This window comes from Pseudomonas sp. HUK17 (genome assembly GCF_001566765.1).
The window spans coordinates 165412-186524 of record NZ_LSMW01000010.1; the positions used below are offsets into that span (position 1 = coordinate 165412).

18 protein-coding genes and 1 riboswitch are annotated in these 21113 nt (G+C 66.9%); of the genes, 10 read left to right on the plus strand and 8 right to left on the minus strand.

Features of this window, described 5'->3' with window-relative positions:
- Window positions 1-6 precede the first annotated feature (6 nt).
- From urtC to AX284_RS06310, 7 genes are all read left to right on the plus strand, one after another.
- Window positions 7-1170 carry an urea ABC transporter permease subunit UrtC gene (gene urtC / locus AX284_RS06280; protein WP_068384158.1) on the plus strand — a complete coding sequence of 388 codons (1164 nt, stop codon included), beginning with the start codon at window positions 7-9 and terminating at the stop codon, window positions 1168-1170.
- Complete coding sequence (urtD, locus tag AX284_RS06285; RefSeq protein WP_017640176.1) at window positions 1167-1931, plus strand: urea ABC transporter ATP-binding protein UrtD; 765 nt, start codon at window positions 1167-1169, stop codon at window positions 1929-1931. Before urtC ends, urtD begins: the two co-directional genes overlap by 4 nt.
- Before the next feature lie 50 nt (window positions 1932-1981).
- A complete protein-coding gene (urtE, locus tag AX284_RS06290) occupies window positions 1982-2671 on the plus strand; it encodes an urea ABC transporter ATP-binding subunit UrtE (protein WP_017640177.1) in 690 nt (229 codons plus the stop codon).
- 185 nt (window positions 2672-2856) lie between these two features.
- Window positions 2857-4086: a formamidase gene (fmdA, locus tag AX284_RS06295; RefSeq protein WP_068384160.1), complete on the plus strand. Its 1230-nt coding sequence runs from the start codon at window positions 2857-2859 to the stop codon at window positions 4084-4086.
- Between the two features lie 49 nt (window positions 4087-4135).
- Entirely contained in the window at window positions 4136-4483 is a 348-nt protein-coding gene (locus tag AX284_RS06300) for an FmdB family zinc ribbon protein (RefSeq protein ID WP_017640179.1), read from the plus strand.
- A 33-nt stretch (window positions 4484-4516) separates the two neighbouring features.
- Window positions 4517-5560 (plus strand): aliphatic amidase, encoded by a 1044-nt coding sequence (locus tag AX284_RS06305; RefSeq protein WP_068384162.1) that lies wholly within the window; start codon window positions 4517-4519, stop codon window positions 5558-5560.
- 24 nt (window positions 5561-5584) lie between these two features.
- Window positions 5585-6619: an AAA family ATPase gene (locus tag AX284_RS06310; RefSeq protein ID WP_068384164.1), complete on the plus strand. Its 1035-nt coding sequence runs from the start codon at window positions 5585-5587 to the stop codon at window positions 6617-6619.
- Between the two features lie 53 nt (window positions 6620-6672).
- On the opposite strand, the gene atzF is transcribed toward AX284_RS06310, so the two are convergent.
- The 8 genes from atzF to AX284_RS06350 form a co-directional block, all read right to left on the minus strand.
- Window positions 6673-8475 (minus strand): allophanate hydrolase, encoded by a 1803-nt coding sequence (gene atzF, locus AX284_RS06315; protein ID WP_068384166.1) that lies wholly within the window; start codon window positions 8473-8475, stop codon window positions 6673-6675.
- Between the two features lie 11 nt (window positions 8476-8486).
- Complete coding sequence (gene uca, locus AX284_RS06320; RefSeq protein ID WP_068384168.1) at window positions 8487-12086, minus strand: urea carboxylase; 3600 nt, start codon at window positions 12084-12086, stop codon at window positions 8487-8489.
- A 191-nt stretch (window positions 12087-12277) separates the two neighbouring features.
- Window positions 12278-12913 (minus strand): urea amidolyase associated protein UAAP2, encoded by a 636-nt coding sequence (locus AX284_RS06325; protein ID WP_017640185.1) that lies wholly within the window; start codon window positions 12911-12913, stop codon window positions 12278-12280.
- A gap of 9 nt (window positions 12914-12922) precedes the next feature.
- Window positions 12923-13633: an urea amidolyase associated protein UAAP1 gene (locus AX284_RS06330; protein WP_068384170.1), complete on the minus strand. Its 711-nt coding sequence runs from the start codon at window positions 13631-13633 to the stop codon at window positions 12923-12925.
- Window positions 13634-13644: 11 nt separating this feature from the next.
- Window positions 13645-14403 carry an ABC transporter ATP-binding protein gene (locus tag AX284_RS06335; RefSeq protein ID WP_068384173.1) on the minus strand — a complete coding sequence of 253 codons (759 nt, stop codon included), beginning with the start codon at window positions 14401-14403 and terminating at the stop codon, window positions 13645-13647.
- Window positions 14403-15215 (minus strand): ABC transporter permease, encoded by an 813-nt coding sequence (locus AX284_RS06340; protein ID WP_027599335.1) that lies wholly within the window; start codon window positions 15213-15215, stop codon window positions 14403-14405. Before AX284_RS06340 ends, AX284_RS06335 begins: the two co-directional genes overlap by 1 nt.
- A 23-nt stretch (window positions 15216-15238) precedes the next feature.
- Window positions 15239-16303 (minus strand): putative urea ABC transporter substrate-binding protein, encoded by a 1065-nt coding sequence (locus AX284_RS06345; RefSeq protein ID WP_017640189.1) that lies wholly within the window; start codon window positions 16301-16303, stop codon window positions 15239-15241.
- 51 nt (window positions 16304-16354) lie between these two features.
- A riboswitch (guanidine-I (ykkC/yxkD leader) is annotated at window positions 16355-16454 on the minus strand.
- 178 nt (window positions 16455-16632) lie between these two features.
- Window positions 16633-17538 carry a LysR family transcriptional regulator gene (locus AX284_RS06350; RefSeq protein WP_068384175.1) on the minus strand — a complete coding sequence of 302 codons (906 nt, stop codon included), beginning with the start codon at window positions 17536-17538 and terminating at the stop codon, window positions 16633-16635.
- A 171-nt stretch (window positions 17539-17709) separates the two neighbouring features.
- Here AX284_RS06350 and AX284_RS06355 point away from each other — a divergent pair, with 171 nt between their 5' ends.
- From AX284_RS06355 to AX284_RS06365, 3 genes are read left to right on the plus strand one after another with little or no spacing between them, the layout of a single operon-like run.
- Complete coding sequence (locus AX284_RS06355) at window positions 17710-19230, plus strand: ABC transporter substrate-binding protein (RefSeq protein ID WP_068384177.1); 1521 nt, start codon at window positions 17710-17712, stop codon at window positions 19228-19230.
- 48 nt (window positions 19231-19278) lie between these two features.
- Complete coding sequence (locus tag AX284_RS06360; protein ID WP_068384179.1) at window positions 19279-20196, plus strand: ABC transporter permease; 918 nt, start codon at window positions 19279-19281, stop codon at window positions 20194-20196.
- Between the two features lie 8 nt (window positions 20197-20204).
- Entirely contained in the window at window positions 20205-21107 is a 903-nt protein-coding gene (locus AX284_RS06365; protein ID WP_068384181.1) for an ABC transporter permease, read from the plus strand.
- Window positions 21108-21113: the final 6 nt, after the last annotated feature.

Here is a 21113-nt window from a genome sequence, read left to right on the forward strand (position 1 = left end):
TCCACGATGAACAAGGCAATCGACAACCTGCTCGGCGGCCGGCAGGGCACCTTAGGCCTGCTGGTATTGGCCGCGCTGATCCTGCTGGTGTTTCCGCTGACCCTGGACATCTTCCGCCTGAGCATGGTCGGCAAGTACCTGACCTACGCCTTCGTCGCGGTCGGCCTGGTGCTCTGCTGGGGCTATGGCGGCATCCTCAGTCTCGGCCAGGGAATCTTCTTCGGTCTCGGCGGCTACTGCATGGCGATGTTCCTCAAACTCGAAGCCTCGGATCCGGAAAGCACCAAGATCCAGTCCACCCCCGGCATTCCCGACTTCATGGACTGGAACCAGATTACCGAGCTGCCCTGGCTATGGCAGCCGTTCCATAGCTTCGGCTTCACCCTGGTGGCGGTGATCGCGGTTCCGGTGCTGCTGGCCTTCATCATCGGCCTGGCGATGTTCAAGCGGCGGGTAGGGGACGTGTACTTTTCCATCGTCACCCAGGCCATCGCCGCCATCCTGACCATTCTCATCATCGGTCAGCAGGGCCTCACCGGCGGGGTCAATGGCATCACCGACCTGAAGACGCTGCTGGGCTGGGACATCCGTTCGGACAGCGCCAAGGTGGTGCTGTATTTCGTCAACGCAGCGCTGCTGTTCGGCTGCATCCTGATCGGCCGCTTCGTGCTGGCCTCCAAGCTGGGCCGGCTGCTGGTGGCCATGCGTGACAAGGAGGAGCGGGTGCGCTTCTCCGGCTACGACGTGGCCAGCTTCAAGATCTTCGTGTTCTGCCTGGCCGCGGCCTTCTCGGCGGTGGGCGGAGCCATGTTCGCTCTGCAGGTGGGCTTCATGTCGCCGTCCTTCGTCGGCATCGTGCCCTCCATCGAGATGGTCATCTTCGCTGCGGTCGGCGGGCGGTTATCGCTGCTCGGTGCGGTGTACGGCGCGCTACTGGTGAATTTCGGCAAAACCTACTTCTCCGAATCCTTTCCCGAGCTCTGGCTGTACCTGATGGGCGGGCTCTTCATCGTGGTCGTCCTCTATTTCCCCAATGGCCTGGCCGGTCTGTGGAAGAGCCATGGGCAGCGCCTGGTGGCACGCCTGAGACGCCAGCCGGCGAGCGCGCCCGTCACCTCGTCAGCGCCGTACACGGCAACCAAAGCCTCCCGCCTGGAGACCACGCCATGATTACCAGTCCCGTCGGTTTCCAACTTGCCAAGCCGGTACTGGCCATCGAAGGCCTGACCGTCTCCTTCGACGGCTTCAAGGCGGTGAACGACCTCAATCTCTATGTCGACCGCAACGAGGTACACGTGGTGATCGGCCCCAACGGCGCCGGCAAGACCACGGTACTGGACCTGATCTGCGGCAAGACCCGCGCCACTGCCGGCAGCATCGAATTCAACGGTCGTGAACTGACCCGGATGAAGGAATTCGACATCGTTCGCGCGGGTGTCGGCCGCAAGTTCCAGAACCCCTCGATCTACGAGAATCTCACGGTGTTCGAGAACCTGGAGATGTCCTATCCCGAGGGCCGCAAGGTGTTCGGCGCGTTGTTCTTCAAGCGCAGCGCCGCGGTGGTCGCGCGGGTGCAGGCGGTGGCCGCGGAGATCTTTCTCGCCGACCTGCTGCACCAGCAGGCCGATCTGCTCTCCCACGGCCAGAAGCAGTGGCTGGAGATCGGCATGCTGCTGATGCAGGACCCGGAGCTGCTGATGCTCGACGAACCGGTGGCGGGCATGAGCGTGTCCGAGCGATCCCAGACCGCCGAGCTGCTCAACCGCATCAGTCAGGGGCGCTCGGTGCTGGTCATCGAGCACGACATGGAATTCGTCAAAAGCATCGCCCACAAGGTCACGGTGCTGCACCAGGGCAAGGTACTGGCCGAAGGCAGCATGGAAGCGGTGCAGAGCAATCCCAAGGTTATCGAGGTGTACCTGGGGCACTGAGCCCTCGCCTCCAGCCCTTTTCCTGCAGTCGATCACGGGAGAACCCGGTCATGTTCACCATCCAGAACCTCGTCTCCGGCTACGGTCAGAGCCGCATCCTCCACGACCTCAGCCTGGACGTGGCGCACAAGGAAATCGTCGCCGTCATGGGCCGCAACGGCATGGGCAAGAGCACCCTGTTCCGCAGCCTGATGGGTATTCTGCCGACCTGGAGCGGCCACGTAGCGGTGGACGGCCAGGACGTCTCCCGGCTGGAGACCCACCAGCGCGTCGAGCGTGGCATCGCCTATGTGCCGCAAGGGCGAATGATCTTTTCCCACATGACGGTGCTGGAAAACATCCAGACCGGCCTACCGGCCTCCGCGCGAGGCAAGGTGCCGGACGATCTCTATGCGCTGTTCCCGGTGCTGCATGAGATGCGCCAGCGCAAGGGTGGCAACCTCTCCGGTGGCCAGCAGCAACAACTGGCCATCGCCCGCGCCCTGGCCACCAATCCCAAGGTGCTGCTGCTGGACGAGCCGACCGAGGGCATCCAGCCCTCGATCATCAAGGACATCGCCCGCACCCTGAAGGAGATCCGCGCCCTGCGTGACTTGACCATCGTGGTGTCAGAGCAGGTGCTGTCCTTCACCCTCGAGATCGCCGACCGTTTTCTGGTGATCGAGAAGGGCCGCTTCGTGGTCGAGGAAACCCGCGACAAGGTCGACGAGGCCACCATCAGCCGCTATCTGTCGGTCTGATCCCGGCGCTCTGCGCGGCCGCCCTGCAGCAGCACGGCGGTCGCTTCCGGCTGCCTGGTAATCCCGTCCAAGCCTTGCCTTGTCTGGGTTTGCGCCTACGTCATCCGACGTATTTGCAGCCCCAATCCCAGCCCCGAGACTGACCTGGAACCCTCCCGCTACCGCCAACAGCCAGGAGCTGCGCGATGACCGACACCCTGATCAAAGTTGACCTTAACCAGGCCGCCACCGACAACGAGAACGTCCACAACCGCTGGCATCCGGACATCCCCATGGCCTGCTGGGTCAAGCCGGGGGATGACTTCATCCTGGAAACCTACGACTGGACCGGTGGCGCGATCAAGAACGACGACGATGCGAGCGACGTACGCGATGTCGACCTGTCGACCGTGCATTATCTTTCCGGCCCGGTAGGGGTGAAGGGCGCCGAGCCGGGCGACCTGCTGGTGGTCGATCTGCTCGACATCGGCGCCAAGGCCGAGTCCCAGTGGGGCTTCAACGGCTTCTTTTCCAAGCAGAACGGCGGCGGCTTTCTCACCGATTACTTTCCCTCGGCGCAGAAATCCATCTGGGACTTCGAGGGCATGTTCACCAAGAGTCGCCACATCCCCGGCGTACGCTTCGCCGGACTGATCCACCCCGGACTGATCGGCTGCCTGCCGGACCCCAAGTTGCTGGCCAACTGGAATGCCCGCGAGCAGGAGCTGATCGACAGCAACCCGACCCGCGTACCGCCCCTGGCCAATCCGCCGTTCGCTACGACCGCCCACATGGGCAAGCTTACCGGCGCGGCCCGCGACGCGGCAGCCGCTACCGGCGCACGCACCGTACCGCCCCGTGAGCATGGCGGTAACTGCGACATCAAGGACCTGTCGCGTGGCTCGAAGATCTTCTTCCCTGTCTATGTGGAGGGCGCGGGCCTTTCGGTGGGCGACCTGCACTTCAGCCAGGGCGACGGTGAGATCACCTTTTGCGGCGCCATCGAGATGGCCGGCTGGGTGCATATGAAGGTCGAGCTGATCAAGGGTGGCATGGCCAAGTACGGCATCAAGAATCCCATCTTCAAGCCCAGCCCCATCGTGCCCACCTACAACAACTTCCTGATCTTCGAAGGCATCTCGGTGGATGACGCCGGCAAGCAGCACTACCTGGACGTCAACCTGGCGTACCAGCAGGCCTGCCTCAATGCCATCGAGTACCTGAAGAAATTCGGCTACAGCGGCGCCCAGGGCTATTCGCTGCTGGGCTCGGCGCCGGTGCAGGGCCACATCAGCGGGGTGGTCGACATTCCCAACGCCTGCGCCACCCTCTGGCTGCCGACGGACATCTTCGAATTCGACATCAATCCCACTGCCGCCGGACCGACCCGCTACCTGGACGGCAGCATCGACATGCCCATCGCCTACGACAAGTGAGCCGCCCGGGTGCGGCCGCCGGTCGCGCCCCCGCCGCCAGGAGCCCGTCATGCCGATCTACGAATACGACTGCCCCGACTGCGGGGATTTCACCCTGCTGCGGCCCATGGCCCAGCGCGACGATCCCTGCAGCTGTCCCGTCTGTGCTACGCCCAGCCCCCGGGTGATCCTCAGTGCCCCTGGCCTGGCGACCCTGGCGCGCGGGGCGCGTCGCGCCCAGGAGACCAATGAGCGTTCGCGCCACGCGCCCCAATCCCTTGAGGAATACCAGGCCAAGCGCAGTCATGGCGCCGGTTGCAGCTGCTGCGCGCCAAGCAAGCCGGCGGCCCGCAGCAAGGCCAATCCCCATGGCCTGAAGACCAGTCCGTCAACCCGCCCCTGGATGATCAGCCACTGATTCCCGGTCCAGCCCTTTCGAAGGAGCCACTCCATGCGCCACGGCGATGTTTCCAGCAGCTCCGATACCGTCGGCGTTGCTGTCGTCAACTACCGGATGCCACGCCTGCACAGCAAGGCGGAGGTGCTGGCCAACGCCCAGCAGATCGCCGCGATGATCAAGGGCATGAAGCTCGGCCTGCCGGGCATGGATCTGGTGGTGTTCCCCGAGTACAGCACCATGGGCATCATGTACGACAAGGACGAGATGATGGCCACCGCCGCGACCATCCCCGGCGAGGAGACGGCGATCTTCGCCGCCGCCTGCCGCGAGGCCAGAACCTGGGGGATCTTTTCGCTCACCGGCGAACGCCACGAGGAGCACCCGCACAAGGCGCCCTACAACACCCTGGTGCTGATCGACGACCATGGCGAGATCGTGCAGAAGTACCGCAAGTGCATTCCCTGGTGCCCCATCGAGGGCTGGTATCCCGGTGACCGCACCTATGTCAGCGAGGGGCCCAAAGGCTTGAAGATCAGCCTGATCATCTGCGATGACGGCAACTACCCGGAAATCTGGCGCGACTGCGCCATGAAGGGTGCCGAGCTGATCGTACGTTGCCAGGGCTACATGTATCCGGCCAAGGAGCAGCAGGTGCTGATGGCCAAGACCATGGCCTGGGCCAACAACTGCTATGTGGCGGTGGCCAACGCCACCGGCTTCGACGGGGTATACAGCTACTTCGGCCATTCGGCGCTGATCGGTTTCGATGGCCGCACCCTCGGTGAGTGCGGCGAGGAGGAGATGGGCATTCAGTACGCCCAGCTGTCGATCTCGCAGATTCGCGATGCCCGCGCCAACGACCAGTCGCAGAACCACCTGTTCAAGCTGCTGCACCGCGGCTACACCGGTGTCTACAACTCCGGCGACGGCGACAAGGGGGTGGCCGACTGTCCCTTCGACTTCTATCGCACCTGGGTCCTGGATGCGCAGAAGGCCCAGGCCGACGTCGAGCGGATGACGCGCTCCACCCTCGGTGTAGCGGACTGCCCGGTGGGGAAATTACCGCATCCCGGTCAGGAACGTCAGCTGGGTTAGCGCCAGCGGCGCGAGGAGCGGGCCATGCCTTTCGTCAATGACCTGATCGAGCATAACCGTGGCCAGCTCGCATGCGAGGGGCAGGCGCCTTTACCCTCCCGGTTCCTGTTCGAGCCGGCAGCGGTCATGGTCCTGCTGCGAGCGCGCATCCTTGGTCAGGCCAGAGTGCTCGATGAGGTGGAAGCCCTGCTCAAGGTGGTCAAGGCCGACATCGGTGATCCGGAAAGACCCCTGGGCGTCAGTCTGTTCCTTGGCCCCACCGGGGTCGGCAAGACCGAGATCGTGCGCCTGCTGGCCCAGGCTATTCATGGTCGGGCAGATGCCCTATGTCGCATCGACATGAACACCCTGGCCCAGGAGCACTACGCCGCAGCCCTGGCCGGCGCGCCGCCCGGCTATGTGGGCAGCAAGGAAGGCACCACGCTGTTCGATGCCGAGGCCATCGCCGGTAGTTACGGCCGCCCTGGCATCGTATTGTTCGACGAGTTGGAAAAGGCCGATCGCCAGGTCATCCGTACCCTGTTGAATGTACTCGACAGCGGCCAGCTGGTGCTCAGCGCCGGCAGCAAGCGACTGGATTTTCGCAACAGCCTCATCTTCATGACCAGCAACCTGGGTGCCCGCGCCGTCCAGCAGCAGCGTACCCGCTTCGCGCGTGGCTGGCGGCGCTGGCTCAAGCTGTCGGCGGATCCTGAACCTATCCTGGAAGAGACGCTGCATGCGCATTTCGATCCGGAATTTCTTAATCGTATCGAGCGGATCCTGGCGTTCGAGCGCATCGATCAGGACTGGCTACCCGGGCCGCTCGCCATCGAGCTGGACAAGCTCAATCAGCGTCTGGGCCGCCGGGGAAAAAGCCTGGAGCTGCACAACAGCGCCAGGGCCTTCCTGACCCGTGATCACGATCCCCGCTTCGGCGCTCGTGATCTGGTCCGGCGGCTGCGCCGGCTATTGGAGCCAGCGGTGGCCGACTGTCTGCTAGCGCAGCCGATGGCTGTCCGGTTGCTGGCGATTCAGGAGGGGGAGCGTCTGGTGGTGCGCGAGGTAGACGCCGGCTGATGGCTTCCCACGGGGCTCGGGACCCGATCCAGATTCCCGAGCCTGGGATTACGCTAGTGGGCGCTGCGACTCGCCAACCACGCCCGCCACCCACCATGCGCCGTGATGTCCTCGGCCCCCGCCAGGCCATAGGGCTCGCAGATGAAGCCGGTTTCCCAGCTGCCATCGGCCAGTTCCACCTTGCCCAGGCCGAGCGGGGCGGGGATGCCGGTGAGAAAGCTGCCCAGTTCGCTGCTGGGCAGCTCCCAGACCTCCACCTCGATGGCGGCGCCGTCTTCGGCGACCCGGACCATGCCTGGGCGTAGCGGCGGGCCGCCGGCCAGGGCGTGGAGGCGATAGTGCGGCGCGCTCCGGGTCAGGGCTAGGGGGTGGGCACCGCGGGCGAGCAACTGGCCGTTGAGGGGCAGCCCCTGCAGGTGGGCACCGCAGACCACCAGGCGGGCACGGTCATGGCGGGCGGGACGCGCCGGCAGGCTGGCGTGCGGCAGGGCGCCCCCGACCAGCGCCAGGCCCTGGGCTTCCTGCAGGGCCGCGGCCAGGCTCAGCAGGTACTGGTCGGTGAAGACCCGGCCGAACAGCGTCACGCCCCAGGGCAGTCCGTTGGCCATGACGCCCGCCGGCACGGCCACGGCGGCGTAGTCCAGCAGGTTCATGAAGTTGGTGTAGTAACCCAGGTCGGCGTTGCGGGCGACCGGTTCGGCGGCCAGTTCCGCCAGGGTCACCGGGCGCGGATAGGTGGGGGTGAGCACGCAGTCCAGTTCGGCGAGCAGGGCGTCGCACCGGGCTTTCAGCGCCTGCAGGCGGTAGCCGGCGCGAAAGGCGTCCACCGCCTTGGTGCCGGGCGCCTTTTCCAGCACGGCGCGGATCACCGGCAGTACGGCGTCCGGCTCGGCCTCGATCAGGGCGCCAGCCACGCTGTAGCGTTCGGCCACCCAGGGACCCTCATAGAGCAGGCGTGCAGCTTCCAGGAAGGGCGCAAGATCCAACGGTACGGCTTCGCCACCCAGGGCTTCCAGCTGCGCCTTGGCCGCCGCGAACAGCGCCGGGCTTTCCGGGCAGCCGAGGAACTCCAGCTGGGTCGGGACGCCGAAGCGGAAGGGCCGCGGGCGACCGAAGGCGCCGGCGTCGTTCCACTGTGGATTGGCGCGGCTGTAGGGATCGCGCGGATCGAAGCGGGCGGTGAGCGCCAGAAGCGTGCTGGCTTCGGCGGCGGTGGCGGTAAAGAAGGTCACGCAGTCCAGCGTCTGGCAGGCGGGCACCACGCCGGCGGTGGACAGCAATCCCTTGCTGCCCTTGAGACCCACCAGGTTGTTCAGCCCCGCGGGCACGCGCCCGGAACCGGCGGTATCGGTGCCCAGGGCGAAGCTGGCGACACCCAGGGCCACGGCCAGGGCCGAACCGGCACTGGAGCCGCCGGAAGGATAGTCCGGGTGAACACTGTTGCGACAGGCGCCGTAGGGCGAACGGGTGCCGTTGAGGCCGGTGGCGAACTGGTCGAGATTGCACTTGCCCAGCGGCACGGCGCCCAGGGCGACCAGCTGTTCCACCAGGGTCGCCGAGCGCTCGGGCACATAGGCATAGGCCGGGCAGGCCGCCGTGGTGGGGATGCCGGCGAGGTCGATGTTGTCCTTGATGGCGAAGGGGATGCCATAGAGCGGCAGCTCGGCGGGGTCGCGAGCGTCCAAGGCGGCGAGATAGGGCTCCAGCTCGGCTGGGGTCAGCAGGTGGATGAACAGGTGGTATTCGGGGTTGAGGGCCGCGGCCTGCTCCCGCAGTTCGGCGATGAGCGTGCGTGGGGTCCGGGTCCCGGCGGCATAGGCGGCGCTCAGGGTGTCGAGGCGCAGATCGAATGTCATGGTGGCTTCCTTCACGTCTTGTCGATGACCAGCAGGCGCTGGCCGGCGCGGATCGGCGAGCCGGGCTGAACCTGCAGGTCGTGGATCCGGCCGCTGCAGGGCGCGAGCAACGGGATTTCCATCTTCATGGATTCCAGGATCAGCAACGGCTGGCCGGCTTCCACCTGGTCGCCCGGCTGCACCTGGGCCTGCCAGAGATTGCCGGCCACCGGGCTTTCCAGGGCCAGCTGGTGGCTGGCGAGGGGGGCATCCTCGGTGGCTTCGACGGCGGCTTCCTGGCTGTCGAAATGCGCCTGGCCGGAGTCGATCCAGCGCTGCCGCTCGGCGGCGAAGGCGCTCTGCTGGCGCGTGCGGAAGGTGGTAATGCCCTCGGCTTCGCGTGCCAGGAAGGCCTGGTAGTCGGCCAGGGACAATTCGCTCTCTTCGATGCGCAGCGGCACGCGACCCAGGGGGAAGTCCGCGCGGATGCGCAGCAGCTCGTCCGCCGACACCTCATGGAAGCGGATCTGATCGAAGAAGCGCAGCAGATAGGGCTGGCCGTGGAAGGCTTCCACGGCACGGTAGCGATTCCACATCTGCAGGGTGCGACCGACGAACTGGTAGCCGCCGGGACCTTCCATGCCATAGACGCACAGATAGGCGCCGCCGATGCCCACCGAGTTTTCCGCGGTCCAGGTGCGCGCCGGGTTGTACTTGGTGGTCACCAGCCGGTGCCGCGGATCCAGGGGTGTGGCCACCGGGGCGCCGAGGTAGACATCGCCCAGGCCCATCACCAGGTAGCTGGCGTCGAAGACGATGCGCTTGACCGCCTCCAGGGACTCCAGGTCATTCACCCGGCGGATGAACTCCAGGTTGCTCGGGCACCAGGGCGCGTCCTTGCGTACCGTGGTGGTGTATTTCTCGATGGCCAGGCGGCAGGCCGGATCATCCCAGGACAGCGGCAGATGGACGATGCGCGAGGGTACCCGCAGGTCCTGGGCATCGCCCAGCGCCTGCCAGCAGCGACTGACCGCCGCCAGCAACTCGGCCAGGGGCAGGGCCTCGGGCTGGTAGTGCACCTGCAGCGAGCGGATGCCGGGGGTGAGCTCGCACAGCCCGGGCAGCGCCAGCGCGGCCAGCGCCTGCATCAGCCCATGGCCGCGAAAGCGCAAGGCCAGGTCCAGCTCCGGTGGGCCGATCTCCAGCAGCAGATGGGTATCCCCGGAAAGCCGCGCCACCAGGCGCTCGGCGCCCTGGCCCAGATCCAGCACCACGGGATCGCCGCGCTCGGGCGTAATGGCGATCTCCGCCTGCGGCTGCAAGCTGCTTTCCTCGGCCAGGCGTGCCTGCTGCAGGCGCCGCGCGGTCGCCAGGTCCACCGGCAGGAAGCGCAGCCGGTCGCCGGCCTTGAGCTGGCCCAGTTGCCAGAGGTCGGCTTCGATCACCGTGACCGGGCAGACGAAGCCGCCCAGGCTGGGGCCGTCGGGGCCGAGGATGACCGGCATGTCGCCGGTGAAGTCCACGGCGCCGACTGCGTAGGGATTGTCATGGATGTTGGAGGGATGCAGACCGGCCTCGCCGCCGTCTTCGCGGGTCCATTCCGGCTTGGGGCCGATCAGGCGCACGCCGGTACGACTGGAATTGAAGTGCACCTCCCAGGCGGTGGCGAGAAAGAGATCCAGATAGGCCGGGCTGAAATAGTCCGGCGCACCATGCGGCCCATAGATGACGCGCAGGGTGCGGGTCTCGGGCAGCCGGGTGGTCAGGGCGGCGGGCAGTCGGGCCTCCGCGCGTGCGTCGGTCAGCGGGTACAGGTGCAGCACGTCGCCGGCGCGCAGGGCGCGGCCACCGTGACCGCCGAACTGGCCGAGGGTGAAGGTGCTGCGACTGCCCAGGTAGTCAGGCAGGTCCAGGCCGCCTCTCAGGCAGAGATAGCTGCGGGCGCCGGCGCCGGTGATGGCGCCCAGGTGCAGGATGGCACCCGCGGGGACGCGAAAGACGCTGTCCATGGCCTGGGGTTGGTCATTCAGCAGGATCGGCAGCGCCGCGCCGGTGACCGCCACCACGGCCTCGGTGTTGAACCTGAGGGTGGGGCCGGCCAGGGTGATTTCCAGGGCGGCCGCGCGGCCGTCGTTGCCGAGCAGGCGATTGCCCAGGCGCAGGGCGCGGTCGTCCATGGGGCCGGAAGGGGGAATGCCCACCGACCAGTAGCCGAGGCGTCCGGGGGCGTCCTGCACCGTGGTCTGGGTGCCGGCACTGAGCACCTCCAGGGTGGTGGCCTGGTAGGTCAGGCCTTCCAGGCAGCGGGTCCAGGGCTGGCCGCTGGCGAAGGGCGCGGCGGCGAGGATCTGCTGCAGGTAGTCGCCATTGGTTTCCACGCCATAAAGCCGGGTTGCGGCCAGGGCCTGGTCGAGGCGCTGCCGAGCCGAGTCCCGGTCCGGGGCCCAGGCGATAACCTTGGCCACTAGGGGATCGAAATAGGGGGGGATCTCGCAGCCGGCTTCGACCCAGGTGTCCAGGCGCAGCGCCCGGCCATCAGCGGATGGAAAGTCGACCTGGGTGAGCAGCCCGGGGCTGGGCTGGAAGTCGCGGCCCGGGTCTTCGGCATAGAGTCGCGCCTGGATGGCATGGCCCTGGGGGCGAAGCTCCTTGGCCAGCTCGGCCAGCGGCGGCAGGTCACCGGCGGCCAGTTCGATCATCCAGCGCACCAGGTCCACGCCCCAGACCTGCTCGGTGACGCCGTGCTCGACCTGCAGCCGGGTGTTCACCTCAAGGAAGTAGAAGCGGTCGGCGGCGCTGTCGTAGACGAACTCCACGGTACCGGCGCTGCGATAGCGCACCGCGCGCGCCAGCTCCAGCGCGGCGGCACAGAGCGCTTCGGCCATGCCGGCCGGCAGGTTGGGCGCCGGGGTTTCCTCCAGCACCTTCTGGTTGCGGCGCTGTACCGAGCAATCGCGCACGCCCAGCGCCAGGACCTCGCCCCGACCATCGCCGAACACCTGCACCTCCAGGTGCCGCGCCCGCTCGATGTATTTCTCCAGGAAGACGCCGGCATCGCTGAAGTTGTTCTGACCCAGCCGGCGCACGGCGTCGAAGGCCTCGGCGAGTTCAGGGTCCGTGCGGCACACGCGCATGCCGATGCCGCCACCGCCGGCAGTGCTCTTGAGCATCACCGGATAGCCGATCTCCTGCGCGGCCGCCAGGGCCGCCTCCGGGGTCTCCAGCAGCTCGGTGCCCTCCAGTAGCGGCACGCCCTGGGCGCGCGCCAGGGCCCGCGCCGTGTGCTTGAGTCCAAAGGTACGCAGTTGCTTGGGGGTAGGGCCGACGAAGGCGATGCCGGCCGCTTCGCAGGCTTCGGCGAAGGCGGCGTTCTCGGAAAGGAAGCCATAACCCGGGTGAATGGCCTGGGCGCCGCTCTGGCGCGCGACCTCGAGCAGCTTGGCGGTGTCCAGGTAGGTGGCCGCGGCAGCGCCTTCGCCCAGGCTGAAGGCCTGGTCGGCCTCGCTGACGTGGCGGCTGGCGCGATCGGCTTCGCTGTAGACGGCGACCGCGGCGACGCCCAGGTCGCGCAGGGTGCGCTGGATGCGGCAGCTGATGGCGCCACGGTTGGCGATGAGCAGGGTGGTGAACATTCGAGGCGTCCTCGAAGGCGGCGGGCCGTCCCGCCAGATAAAAGCTCTCGGGGTCGTCCCCAAGAGGCCGCGCGAGGGCGGTAGGTCAGTCGGCGTCTAGCGCTTGCCGCGGTAGCTGTAGCGCCCGGCGCGGACTTCGCAGAGGCGATGGAGACGCGGTCGCAGCCACTGCCAGAGCTGGCGTGCGCGGGTCAGTCCCATAGCAGCACCTCCGCCGGGGTGGGGTTCCAGCCGTTGCAGGGGTTGTTGAGTTGCGGGCAATTGGAAATAAGCAGGATGACGTTGGTCTCGGCGCGCAACTCCACATACTTGCCGGCGCCGGAGATGCCATCGGCGAAGGTCAGGCCGCCGTCCGCGGTCACCGGCACGTTCATGAAGAAGTTGATGTTGGCGCCGATGTCGCGCTTGCCCAGGCGCCCGTCATGGCCACCGGCGCAGAGGAAGTTGTCACGGCAGCTGTGCATCTGCCGGCGATCCAGGGCGTAGCGCACCGTGTTGCTCTCCTGGGAGCAGGCGCCGCCAAGGGTGTCGTGGCGGCCACAGGTGTCGGCGACGATGGTCAGCAGGGGATTGCCCAGGTTGGAATAGAGCACGCTGCCGGTCGACAGATAGACCCGGCCCTGGCGTCTCAGGGTGCGCTGGGGATCGTAGCGTTCCTGGGGGTTGGCGGCGGCGTAGAAGAGGGTGTCCACCGCCTGGTTGCCTTCCAGGTCATGGATGCGCAGGGTCTGGCCGGCCTTGACCTCCTTGAGGTAGGGCGCTCCGGCCGGCAGGAGGGCGCGGTAGCTGGCATCTTCCGGGCGTTTGGTGCTGGCGATCAGGGTCATGGCAGGGCCTCAGAGGAAGTAGCGGGCGGTGTTCTGGAAGGCGCGCTCGTTTTCCGGGCGCGAGGTGCGGCAGCGTTCGGCCACCTCGGGCGCCGCGCGCAACTGGGCGAGATCGACCGGGCGCGGCGCATAGACCGGGTCCGGGTCCAGCGGATGCTGCAGGGCGGTCAGCACCACCAGGGTGTTCATGGGGGCATGCAGCTCGATCAGATCGCCGGCGCGGGAGTTGCCGGGCACGAAGGCAAAGGCGCCCGCGGCATCCACGTCCACCCGGCTGAACAGGTTGAGGGTCATCAGCAGGTCTTCCAGGCCCAGGCCCCACTTGGCCAGTTCCACCAGCAGGTTGTCGGTGCCATTGCGGTGGAAGCCGTTGCGCAACTCATGATAGCGACCCGCGCCGTATTTCTCCGCCACCTCGGCGGCATTGGCCACGCCGCCAAAGCTGTCGTGCCAGCCGCAGGTGTCGCGCACCACGGCCGCCAGCACCCGCCCCATGTCGGAATAGAGGCAATGGCCGGCGGTGAGACGCGCGGTGTGCTGGCCCTTGAGAGTATCGGGCAGGTTCAACCGCTCGCTGCGGTCATCGGCATTGAACAGCAGCAGGCTGACATTGGCGCCGCCTTCCACGTCGGTCAGCCGCAGGGTCTGGCCGCGGCGCAGGATGAAGGAGGCGGTGCCGCCGCCGGGGACGCGTTCCTGGTAGAGCAGTTCGTCAGTCATGGGCAATCTCGTCAGGTAAGGGCTGGCCGAGTCCCAGCCGCATGCACGGGCCGGGTCTTGGCGGTCAGGGGCAGGTCGTAGGTGATGCGGGCGCCATAGGCGCCGGGGGCTTGCAGGTCCTGGCGGACCTTGTCGAACACCAGTACCCGGGTGGCCAGGCTGAAGCCCTCGTGCAGGTCATGGGTGACCATGAACACGGTGAGCGGGCGCTCGTGCCAGAGCTCCAGCAGCAGGGCGTGCATGTCCTTGCGGATGCCGGGATCGAGGGCGCCGAAAGGCTCGTCCAGGAGCAGGATGCGCGGCCGGGCGATCAGCGCCTGGGCGATGGCGAGGCGCTGCTGCATGCCGCCGGACAGCTGCCCCGGGTACTTGCCCAGCGCCTGGCCCAGGCCGACGCGTTCGAGCAGGGCGGTGGCCTGTTCCCGGGCCTGGCGCTTGGCCGTGCCCAGCAGCCGGCCAAGCAGCGGGGACCTGGGCAATTCCAGGCCTAGGGCGACGTTGTCCAGCACGCTCAGGTGCGGAAACACCGAATAGCGCTGAAAGACCACGCCCCGCTCGGGATCCGGTTCCGCCGAGAGCGGCTGACCATCGATGCGGATCTCGCCGCGGCTGGGCCGCTCCTGCCCGAGCAGCAGGCGCAGGAAGGTGGACTTGCCGCAGCCGGAGGCGCCGACCAGGGCGCAGAATTCACCTTCGCGCACCTGCAGATTGAGGCCTTCGAGCACCACCTGCTCGCCATAGCGCTGCCAGAGATTGCGGACCTCGATCATCAGCGACCCTCCCCGTACCAGGGAAAGGCGCGCCGTGTCAGCAGGCGCAGGCCCGCGTCCAGCAGCCAGGCCAGCAGGGTGATCCAGGCGACATAGGGCAGGATCACGTCCATGGCCAGATAGCGCCGCACCAGGAAGATGCGATAGCCCAGGCCATCGGTGGCGGCGATGGCCTCGGCGGCGATGAGAAACAGCCAGGCGGCGCCCAGCTGCAGCCGCAGGGCGATGAGCAGGCGCGGCAGCAGTTGCGGCAGCACCAGGCGCAGGATCACCGTCCAGCTGTTGGCGCCCAGGGTCTGGGCCTTGATCAGCAGTTCGCGTGGCAGCTCCCGGGCGCGCTGGTCCAGCTCGCGGATCAGCACCGGGGTGACGCCCACCACGATCAGCATCACCTTGGCCAGTTCGCCCAGGCCGAAGACGATGAAGAGAATCGGCAGGATCGCCAGCGGCGGGATCATCGAGAGCACCGTCACCAGCGGCGACAGCGGTGCGCCGACCAGGGGCAGGCTGCCCGCGGCGATGCCCACCACCAGGGCGATCAGCGCGGCGATCCCCAGGCCCAGGCCCAGGCGTTGCAGGCTGGCCAGGGTGTCCTGCCAGAACGGATAACCCCCGGTACGCACGTCGGCGGTAAAGGCCAGGCGCTGTACCGCATCGGCCATCTGCGCCACGCTGGGCAACAGCTTGTCGTTGGGGTTTTCTGCCAGCCGGGTGGCCGAGCCCACCAGATAGAGCAGGGCGAGCAGGGCGAAGGGCAGCAGGACCAGCAGGAGCCGGCCGCCCCGATCGGGATGCCGATTGATGAAGCGCATGGGCGTCGTCCTCGCGGCGGGGCTCAGAGCTTGCCGTCGGCGGCCAGCTGTACGAAGGTCGGATCGAAGCGCAGCTTGAGATTGCCCGCGTCCCCGCTGGTCTTGCCGCCCGGATAGGCGATGCCGATGGCCTCGGCGCTGGGTGCGCCCTGGCCCAGCAGGCCGTGTTCGAAGGAGAAGTGGGCGATGCGCTGCATGGTGGTCGGCAGCGCGGGATCCTTGACGAAGGCCAGGGCCTCGGCGGGCGTGGCGAATAGCCGGGTTTTGTCCAGTTGCGCCTGGAAGCCGGCGAGATCGGTACCCGAGGCCTTGGCCATGGCCTCCAGAGCCGCCTTGCCCTTGGCGTCGCCGGATTGCATCAGCGCCAGCATCTCGAACCAGGCACCGGTCAGGGCCTTGCCCAGGGCCGGGTTGTCCTTGAGCGTGGCGGTGTTCACCACCAGCATGTCGAGGATCTCGCCGGGAATCTTGCTGGAATCGAATACCTCGGTGGTGTCGGGCTGAGCCTTGATCTCGGCCAGCAACGGATTCCAGGTCACCACGCTGCGCACGTCGGCGGTCTGGAAGGCGGCCACCATGTCGGCGTCGGAGGTGTTGACGGTGGTTAGGTCCCTCTCGCTCAGCCCCACGTTCTGCAGCGCTCGCGCCAGCAAATAGTGGGAGACGGAGAACTGCACCAGGTTAACCTGCTGGCCCTTGAGGTCGGCCAGGGTCTTGCCTTTGCCCTTCATCACCACGCCGTCGTTGCCGTTGGAGTAGTCGCTGACGATCAGCGCCGTGCTGTCCACGCCGCCGGCGGCCGGAATGGTCAGGGCGTCCATGTTGGTCATGGCGCAGCCGTCGAACTGGCCGGTGGTGTATTGATTGATGGATTCGACGTAGTCGTTGAGCTGCACGACCTCGATGTGGATGCCGTATTTCTTGGCCCACTTGTCGATGATGCCCTGGGCCTGGGCTTCGCCCCAGGGCATCCAGCCGGCATAGATCGTCCAGCACACCTTGAAGTCGTCACGCGGTGCCGCCTGAGCGGTGGCACCAAGCAGCAGGGAACAACCGAGAACGAGCGAGGCGAGCAGGGGATGGCGCATGGGACCTCCAATAGGATGGACGACGGGACAGGAGCACGCGACTGGCGCTGTGTCTCCCGGGCTTTTGTCCCGCCGTGTAACCCCATCAGAGGTCGACGACTCTCGGACCAGACACCCGCACGAGCGAGTCGGAACCCTAGTCATCCATTGCAGATTGTGGTGCATCAAACCGGCTGGCCGGTGCTCCTGCACCCTATGGCCTTTGCCAGATGCGTGCCAGTTACCGCCAGGTCCCCTACCAGGCGGATTGCTCGCCTGGACATTGAGGCTGCACCCCGCGCGCCGCCCCATCGCAGTGCGTTCGAAGCGGCGCAATGCACCGCTTTGATTCAGCGCCCCAGCGCCTCGATGAGCGCGTGGCGAAAGGCATTGACCGCCGGCGGCAATTCGCGGCCTGCCATGCTCTGCAATTCGATCCGGCGCGCCGCAAGGCCGTCATCCCGCAGCGGCAATGCCCGCAGCTGACCTTCGCGTAGCCGGCTGCGCAGGCTCAGTTCGCTGGAGAGCGCCACGCCGCCGCCCAAGGCGGCGAAGCGATAGAGCGCCTGCATGTTGTTGCTTACCAGCACCGGCTCGAAGGAGAGTCCCTGGACGCCACAGCAGATGTCGAACAGCTGCCGCACCGTGGTATCGGGCATTGGCAGCGCCAGCGGAAAGGGCTGTAGATCGGCCAGGGTCAGCTCGGTACGGCCGGCGAGGGGATGTTTGGGCGCCACCACCGCCTCGATGGCGCCACTCAAGGTGGCGTCGACGCTGATGTCCGGCTCAGGCCTGAGGCTGAAGGTGAGGCCCAGGTCGGCATCGCCTTCTTGGACCTGGCGCGTGACCGCCGCCGGCGCGCAGACCTCCAGGGAAAAGTGGATGCCGGCATAGCCCTGGCGAAAGGCAACGATGACCTCGGGCAGGAAGTCCAGCGAAAAGCCTTCGGTGGTGGCCAGACGCACCTGGCCGCGGCGCAGGTCGGCGAGGCCGCGCAGTTCGGCCGCCACCTGCTCGCTGGCCAGCTGCGCCTTGCGCGCATGCACCGCCAGACGCTCGCCGGCGGCGCTGGGCACCACCCCGCGAGCGCGGCGTTCGAGCAACGGCGTCTCCAGTTCGCGTTCCAGCTTGGCGATCTGGCGGCTCACGGCACTGGCCGCGACATTGAGCCGTTGGGAGGCTTCGCTGATGGAGCCGCAGCGCACCACCTCAAGGAAATAGCGCAGGGCAGTGGACTGGATTCCGTAGGGCTGCATGGGGCCTCCTTTGCCGAAAAGGCATGGCTCGCATCTAAATATTCTGCTTGTGGCATGGGATGGCAAGACCTAGAGTCGGGTCAAGAGATCAATAACAGCCTTCAGCAAGACTTCCTTCCCCGCGTTTCGCGGACCTGCCTTTGACCAACCACCGCCCCGGAGACAGACGGCATGGGACTCAAAGGTTTCGCTTGTGGCATCGCGTTTTCCCTCTTTCTGGCCCAGGGCCAGGCCTTCGCCGGCAAGGCCAACGACACCCTGGTCTACGCCTCGGATACCGAGCCCGAGAACGTCAGCCCCTATCACAACGATGCCCGTGAAGGCGTCATCCTCGCCCACCTGGCCTGGGACACCCTGATCTACCGCGATCCCCAGACCGGCGAATACAAGCCGATGCTGGCCACCCATTGGCAGCAGGTCGATCCGCTGACCCTCGACTTCGATCTGCGCCAGGGCGTGACCTTCCACAACGGCGATCCCTTCACCGCCGATGACGTGGTCTTCACCTTCAACTACGTGGCCTTGCCCGAGGGCAAGGTGGTCACCCAGCAGAACGTCAACTGGATCAAGAGCGCCGAGAAGCTGGGCGAATATAAGGTCCGCCTGCACCTCAAGCAGCCATTTCCAGCCGCGCTGGAATACCTGGCCAATCCCTTGCCTATCTATCCCGGCAAGTACTTCCAGAAGGTCGGTCTGGCGGGCTTCGCGCAGAAGCCGGTGGGTACCGGGCCCTATCGCATCGTCGCGGTCACCAGCGGTCAGGGGGTCACGCTGGAGCGCAATCCGGACTATTTCAAGGACAGTCCCCAGGGGCAGCCGCGCATTGGCCACATCCAGTTCCGCGTCATCCCCGACGCCGAGACCCGTCTCGCCGAACTCATGACCGGCGGCATCGACTGGGCCTGGCGCGTGGCGCCGGACCAGGCCGAGCAACTCAAGGCCGCGCCCAATCTCACCGTGGAGAGCGGCGCCAGCATGAGGATCGGCTTCCTCAGCATGGATGCCCAGGGCAGCTCCAGTCCGGATTCGCCCTTTGCCAAGGCAGAGGTGCGCCAGGCGATCAATTACGCGATCAACCGTAAAGCCATCGCCAGTCAGCTCATGGGGGGCGGCAGCCAGCCGCTGCAGGTGGCGTGCTATCCGGAGCAATTCGGTTGCGACGCCAAGGCGGTACCGGGCTACCCCTACGACCCGGCGAAGGCCAAGGCCCTGCTCAAGGCCGCCGGCTATCCCAACGGTTTCAGCACCGAGATCTTCGCCTACCGCGACCGCGACGTGGTCGAGGCGCTGATCGGGGACCTGCGTGCGGTGGGCATCGACGCCAAGCTGCGCTATCTGAAATACGCCGCCCTGCGTGACCAGCAGCGCGCCGGCAAGGTGCCCATGGCCTTTCTGGCCTGGGGTTCCTTCTCCATCGCCGATGCTTCGGCGGCCACCGGCGTCTACTTCAAGGGCAACGCCGACGACGTGGCCAAGGATCCCCAGGTGATCGACTGGCTCAAGGTGGCCGACACCGCCATGGACCCGGCCGTGCGCAAGGAGAACTACCGCAAGGCGCTGCAGCGGATCGCCGAGCAGGCCTACTGGGCGCCGGTGTTCAACTATTCCATCAATTACGCCTTCACCTCGGACCTGGCCTTCCAGCCCTATCCGGACGAATTGCCGCGCTTCGCCCTGGCCCACTGGAACTGATCCGTCCCGGCGCCCCCCACGGGGGCGCCCCTAGCCGAGGAGCTGAGCATGTCCGCATACCTCCTGCGCCGCCTGGGTATCGCCCTGGCCGTGGCCTTTACCGTTTCCCTCATCAGTTTCTTCCTGCTGCACCTGTCCGGCGACCTGGCCACCGCCATCGCCGGCCCCGAGGCCACCGCCGAACAGATCGAGGTGGTGCGTCATCAACACGGACTCGACAAGCCCCTGGCGACCCAGTACGTCGAGTGGGTCGGGCAGTTGCTGCGGCTGGACCTGGGGCAGTCGTTCTTCTTCCAGGAATCGGTGCGGGATCTCATCGCCAGCCGCCTGCCCATCACCCTGACCCTGGGCGCCATCGCGCTGCTGGTGGCGCTGCTCATCGCCATCCCGCTCGGGGTGCTGGCCGCGGTCCAGCGCGACACCTGGATCGACCGCCTGGCGCTGACCCTGGCGACCTTTGGCCAGGCGATGCCCAGCTTCTGGTTCGCCCTGGTGCTGATCGTCGTCTTCGCCGTGACCCTCAAGTGGCTACCGGTATCTGGCAACACCACCTGGCAGCACTTCATCCTGCCGGCGATCGCCCTGGGCTACTACGCCACCCCCTCGCTGATGCGCCTGACCCGCGCCGGGATGCTCGATGTGCTGGGCGCTGACTACATCCGCACCGCCCGAGCCAAGGGCCTGAGTCCGGCGCGGGTACTGTTCAAGCACGCCCTGCGCAATGCGCTGATCCCGGTGGTGGCCCTGGCCGCGGTGGAGTTCGGCTTCATGCTGGGCGGCTCGGTGGTGATCGAGGCGGTGTTCTCGCTGCAGGGCATTGGCCAGCTGGCCTGGGACGCCATCGCCCGCAACGACTTTCCGGTGGTGCAGGCCATCGTCCTCTTGATCGCGTTGATCTACATCGTGCTGACACTGGTGGCCGATCTGCTCAACGCCTTGCTCGACCCGCGCATTCGCGTGCGCTAGGAGGCTCCATGACCGTCGCCAATCCCTTCGTGCTCGACGACTATTTGCCCCCGCGCCCGACGCTGGGCCGCCAGCTGCGCCGCTGGTTCGGTCACCGCGGCTTCGCCCTGGGCGCCGTGCTGCTCGTCGTCATCGTCTTCGCCGCCCTGGCCGCGCCCTGGCTGGCGCCCCACGACCCCTATGCCCAAGACGTGATGCAGCGGATGAAACCACCGGTATGGATGGCCAAGGGCACCTGGGCCCATCCGCTGGGCACCGACAAGCTCGGCCGCGACTATCTCTCCCGGCTGCTCTATGGCGCGCGCATCTCGCTATTCATCGGCCTTGCCGCGGCGCTCATCTCCGGCGCCATCGGCACCTTGCTCGGGGTGTTGGCTGGCTACTACGGCGGCAAGATCGACGCCCTGGTGAGCTACCTGGTGACCACCCGCCTGGCCCTGCCGGTGGTGATGGTGGCCCTGGCCGCCGCCTCCCTGGTAGGTGGCTCGCTGCAGGTGGTGGTGATCCTGCTCGGCTGCCTGCTATGGGATCGCTTCGCCGTGGTGGTGCGTGCCGCCGTGCAGCAGATCCGCGACGCCGAATACGTGGCCGCCGCCCAGGCGCTGGGCTGTTCACCCTGGCGGGTCATCGTCGGCGAGATCCTGCCCAACGTGCTGGGGGCGCTGATCGTGGTGATCACCCTGGAGATGGCCCACGCCATCCTGCTGGAGGCGACCCTGTCCTTTCTCGGCGTTGGCGTGCAGCCACCGTTGCCGTCCTGGGGCCTGATGATCGCCGAAGGCAAGCCCTACATGTTCTTTTCGCCCTGGGTGATCGCCATTCCCGGCATCGCCCTCATGCTGCTGGTGCTGGCCATCAATCTGGTCGGTGACGGTATCCGGGACCTGGCCGCGCCCAGCGGGCGCAACTAAGCGGAG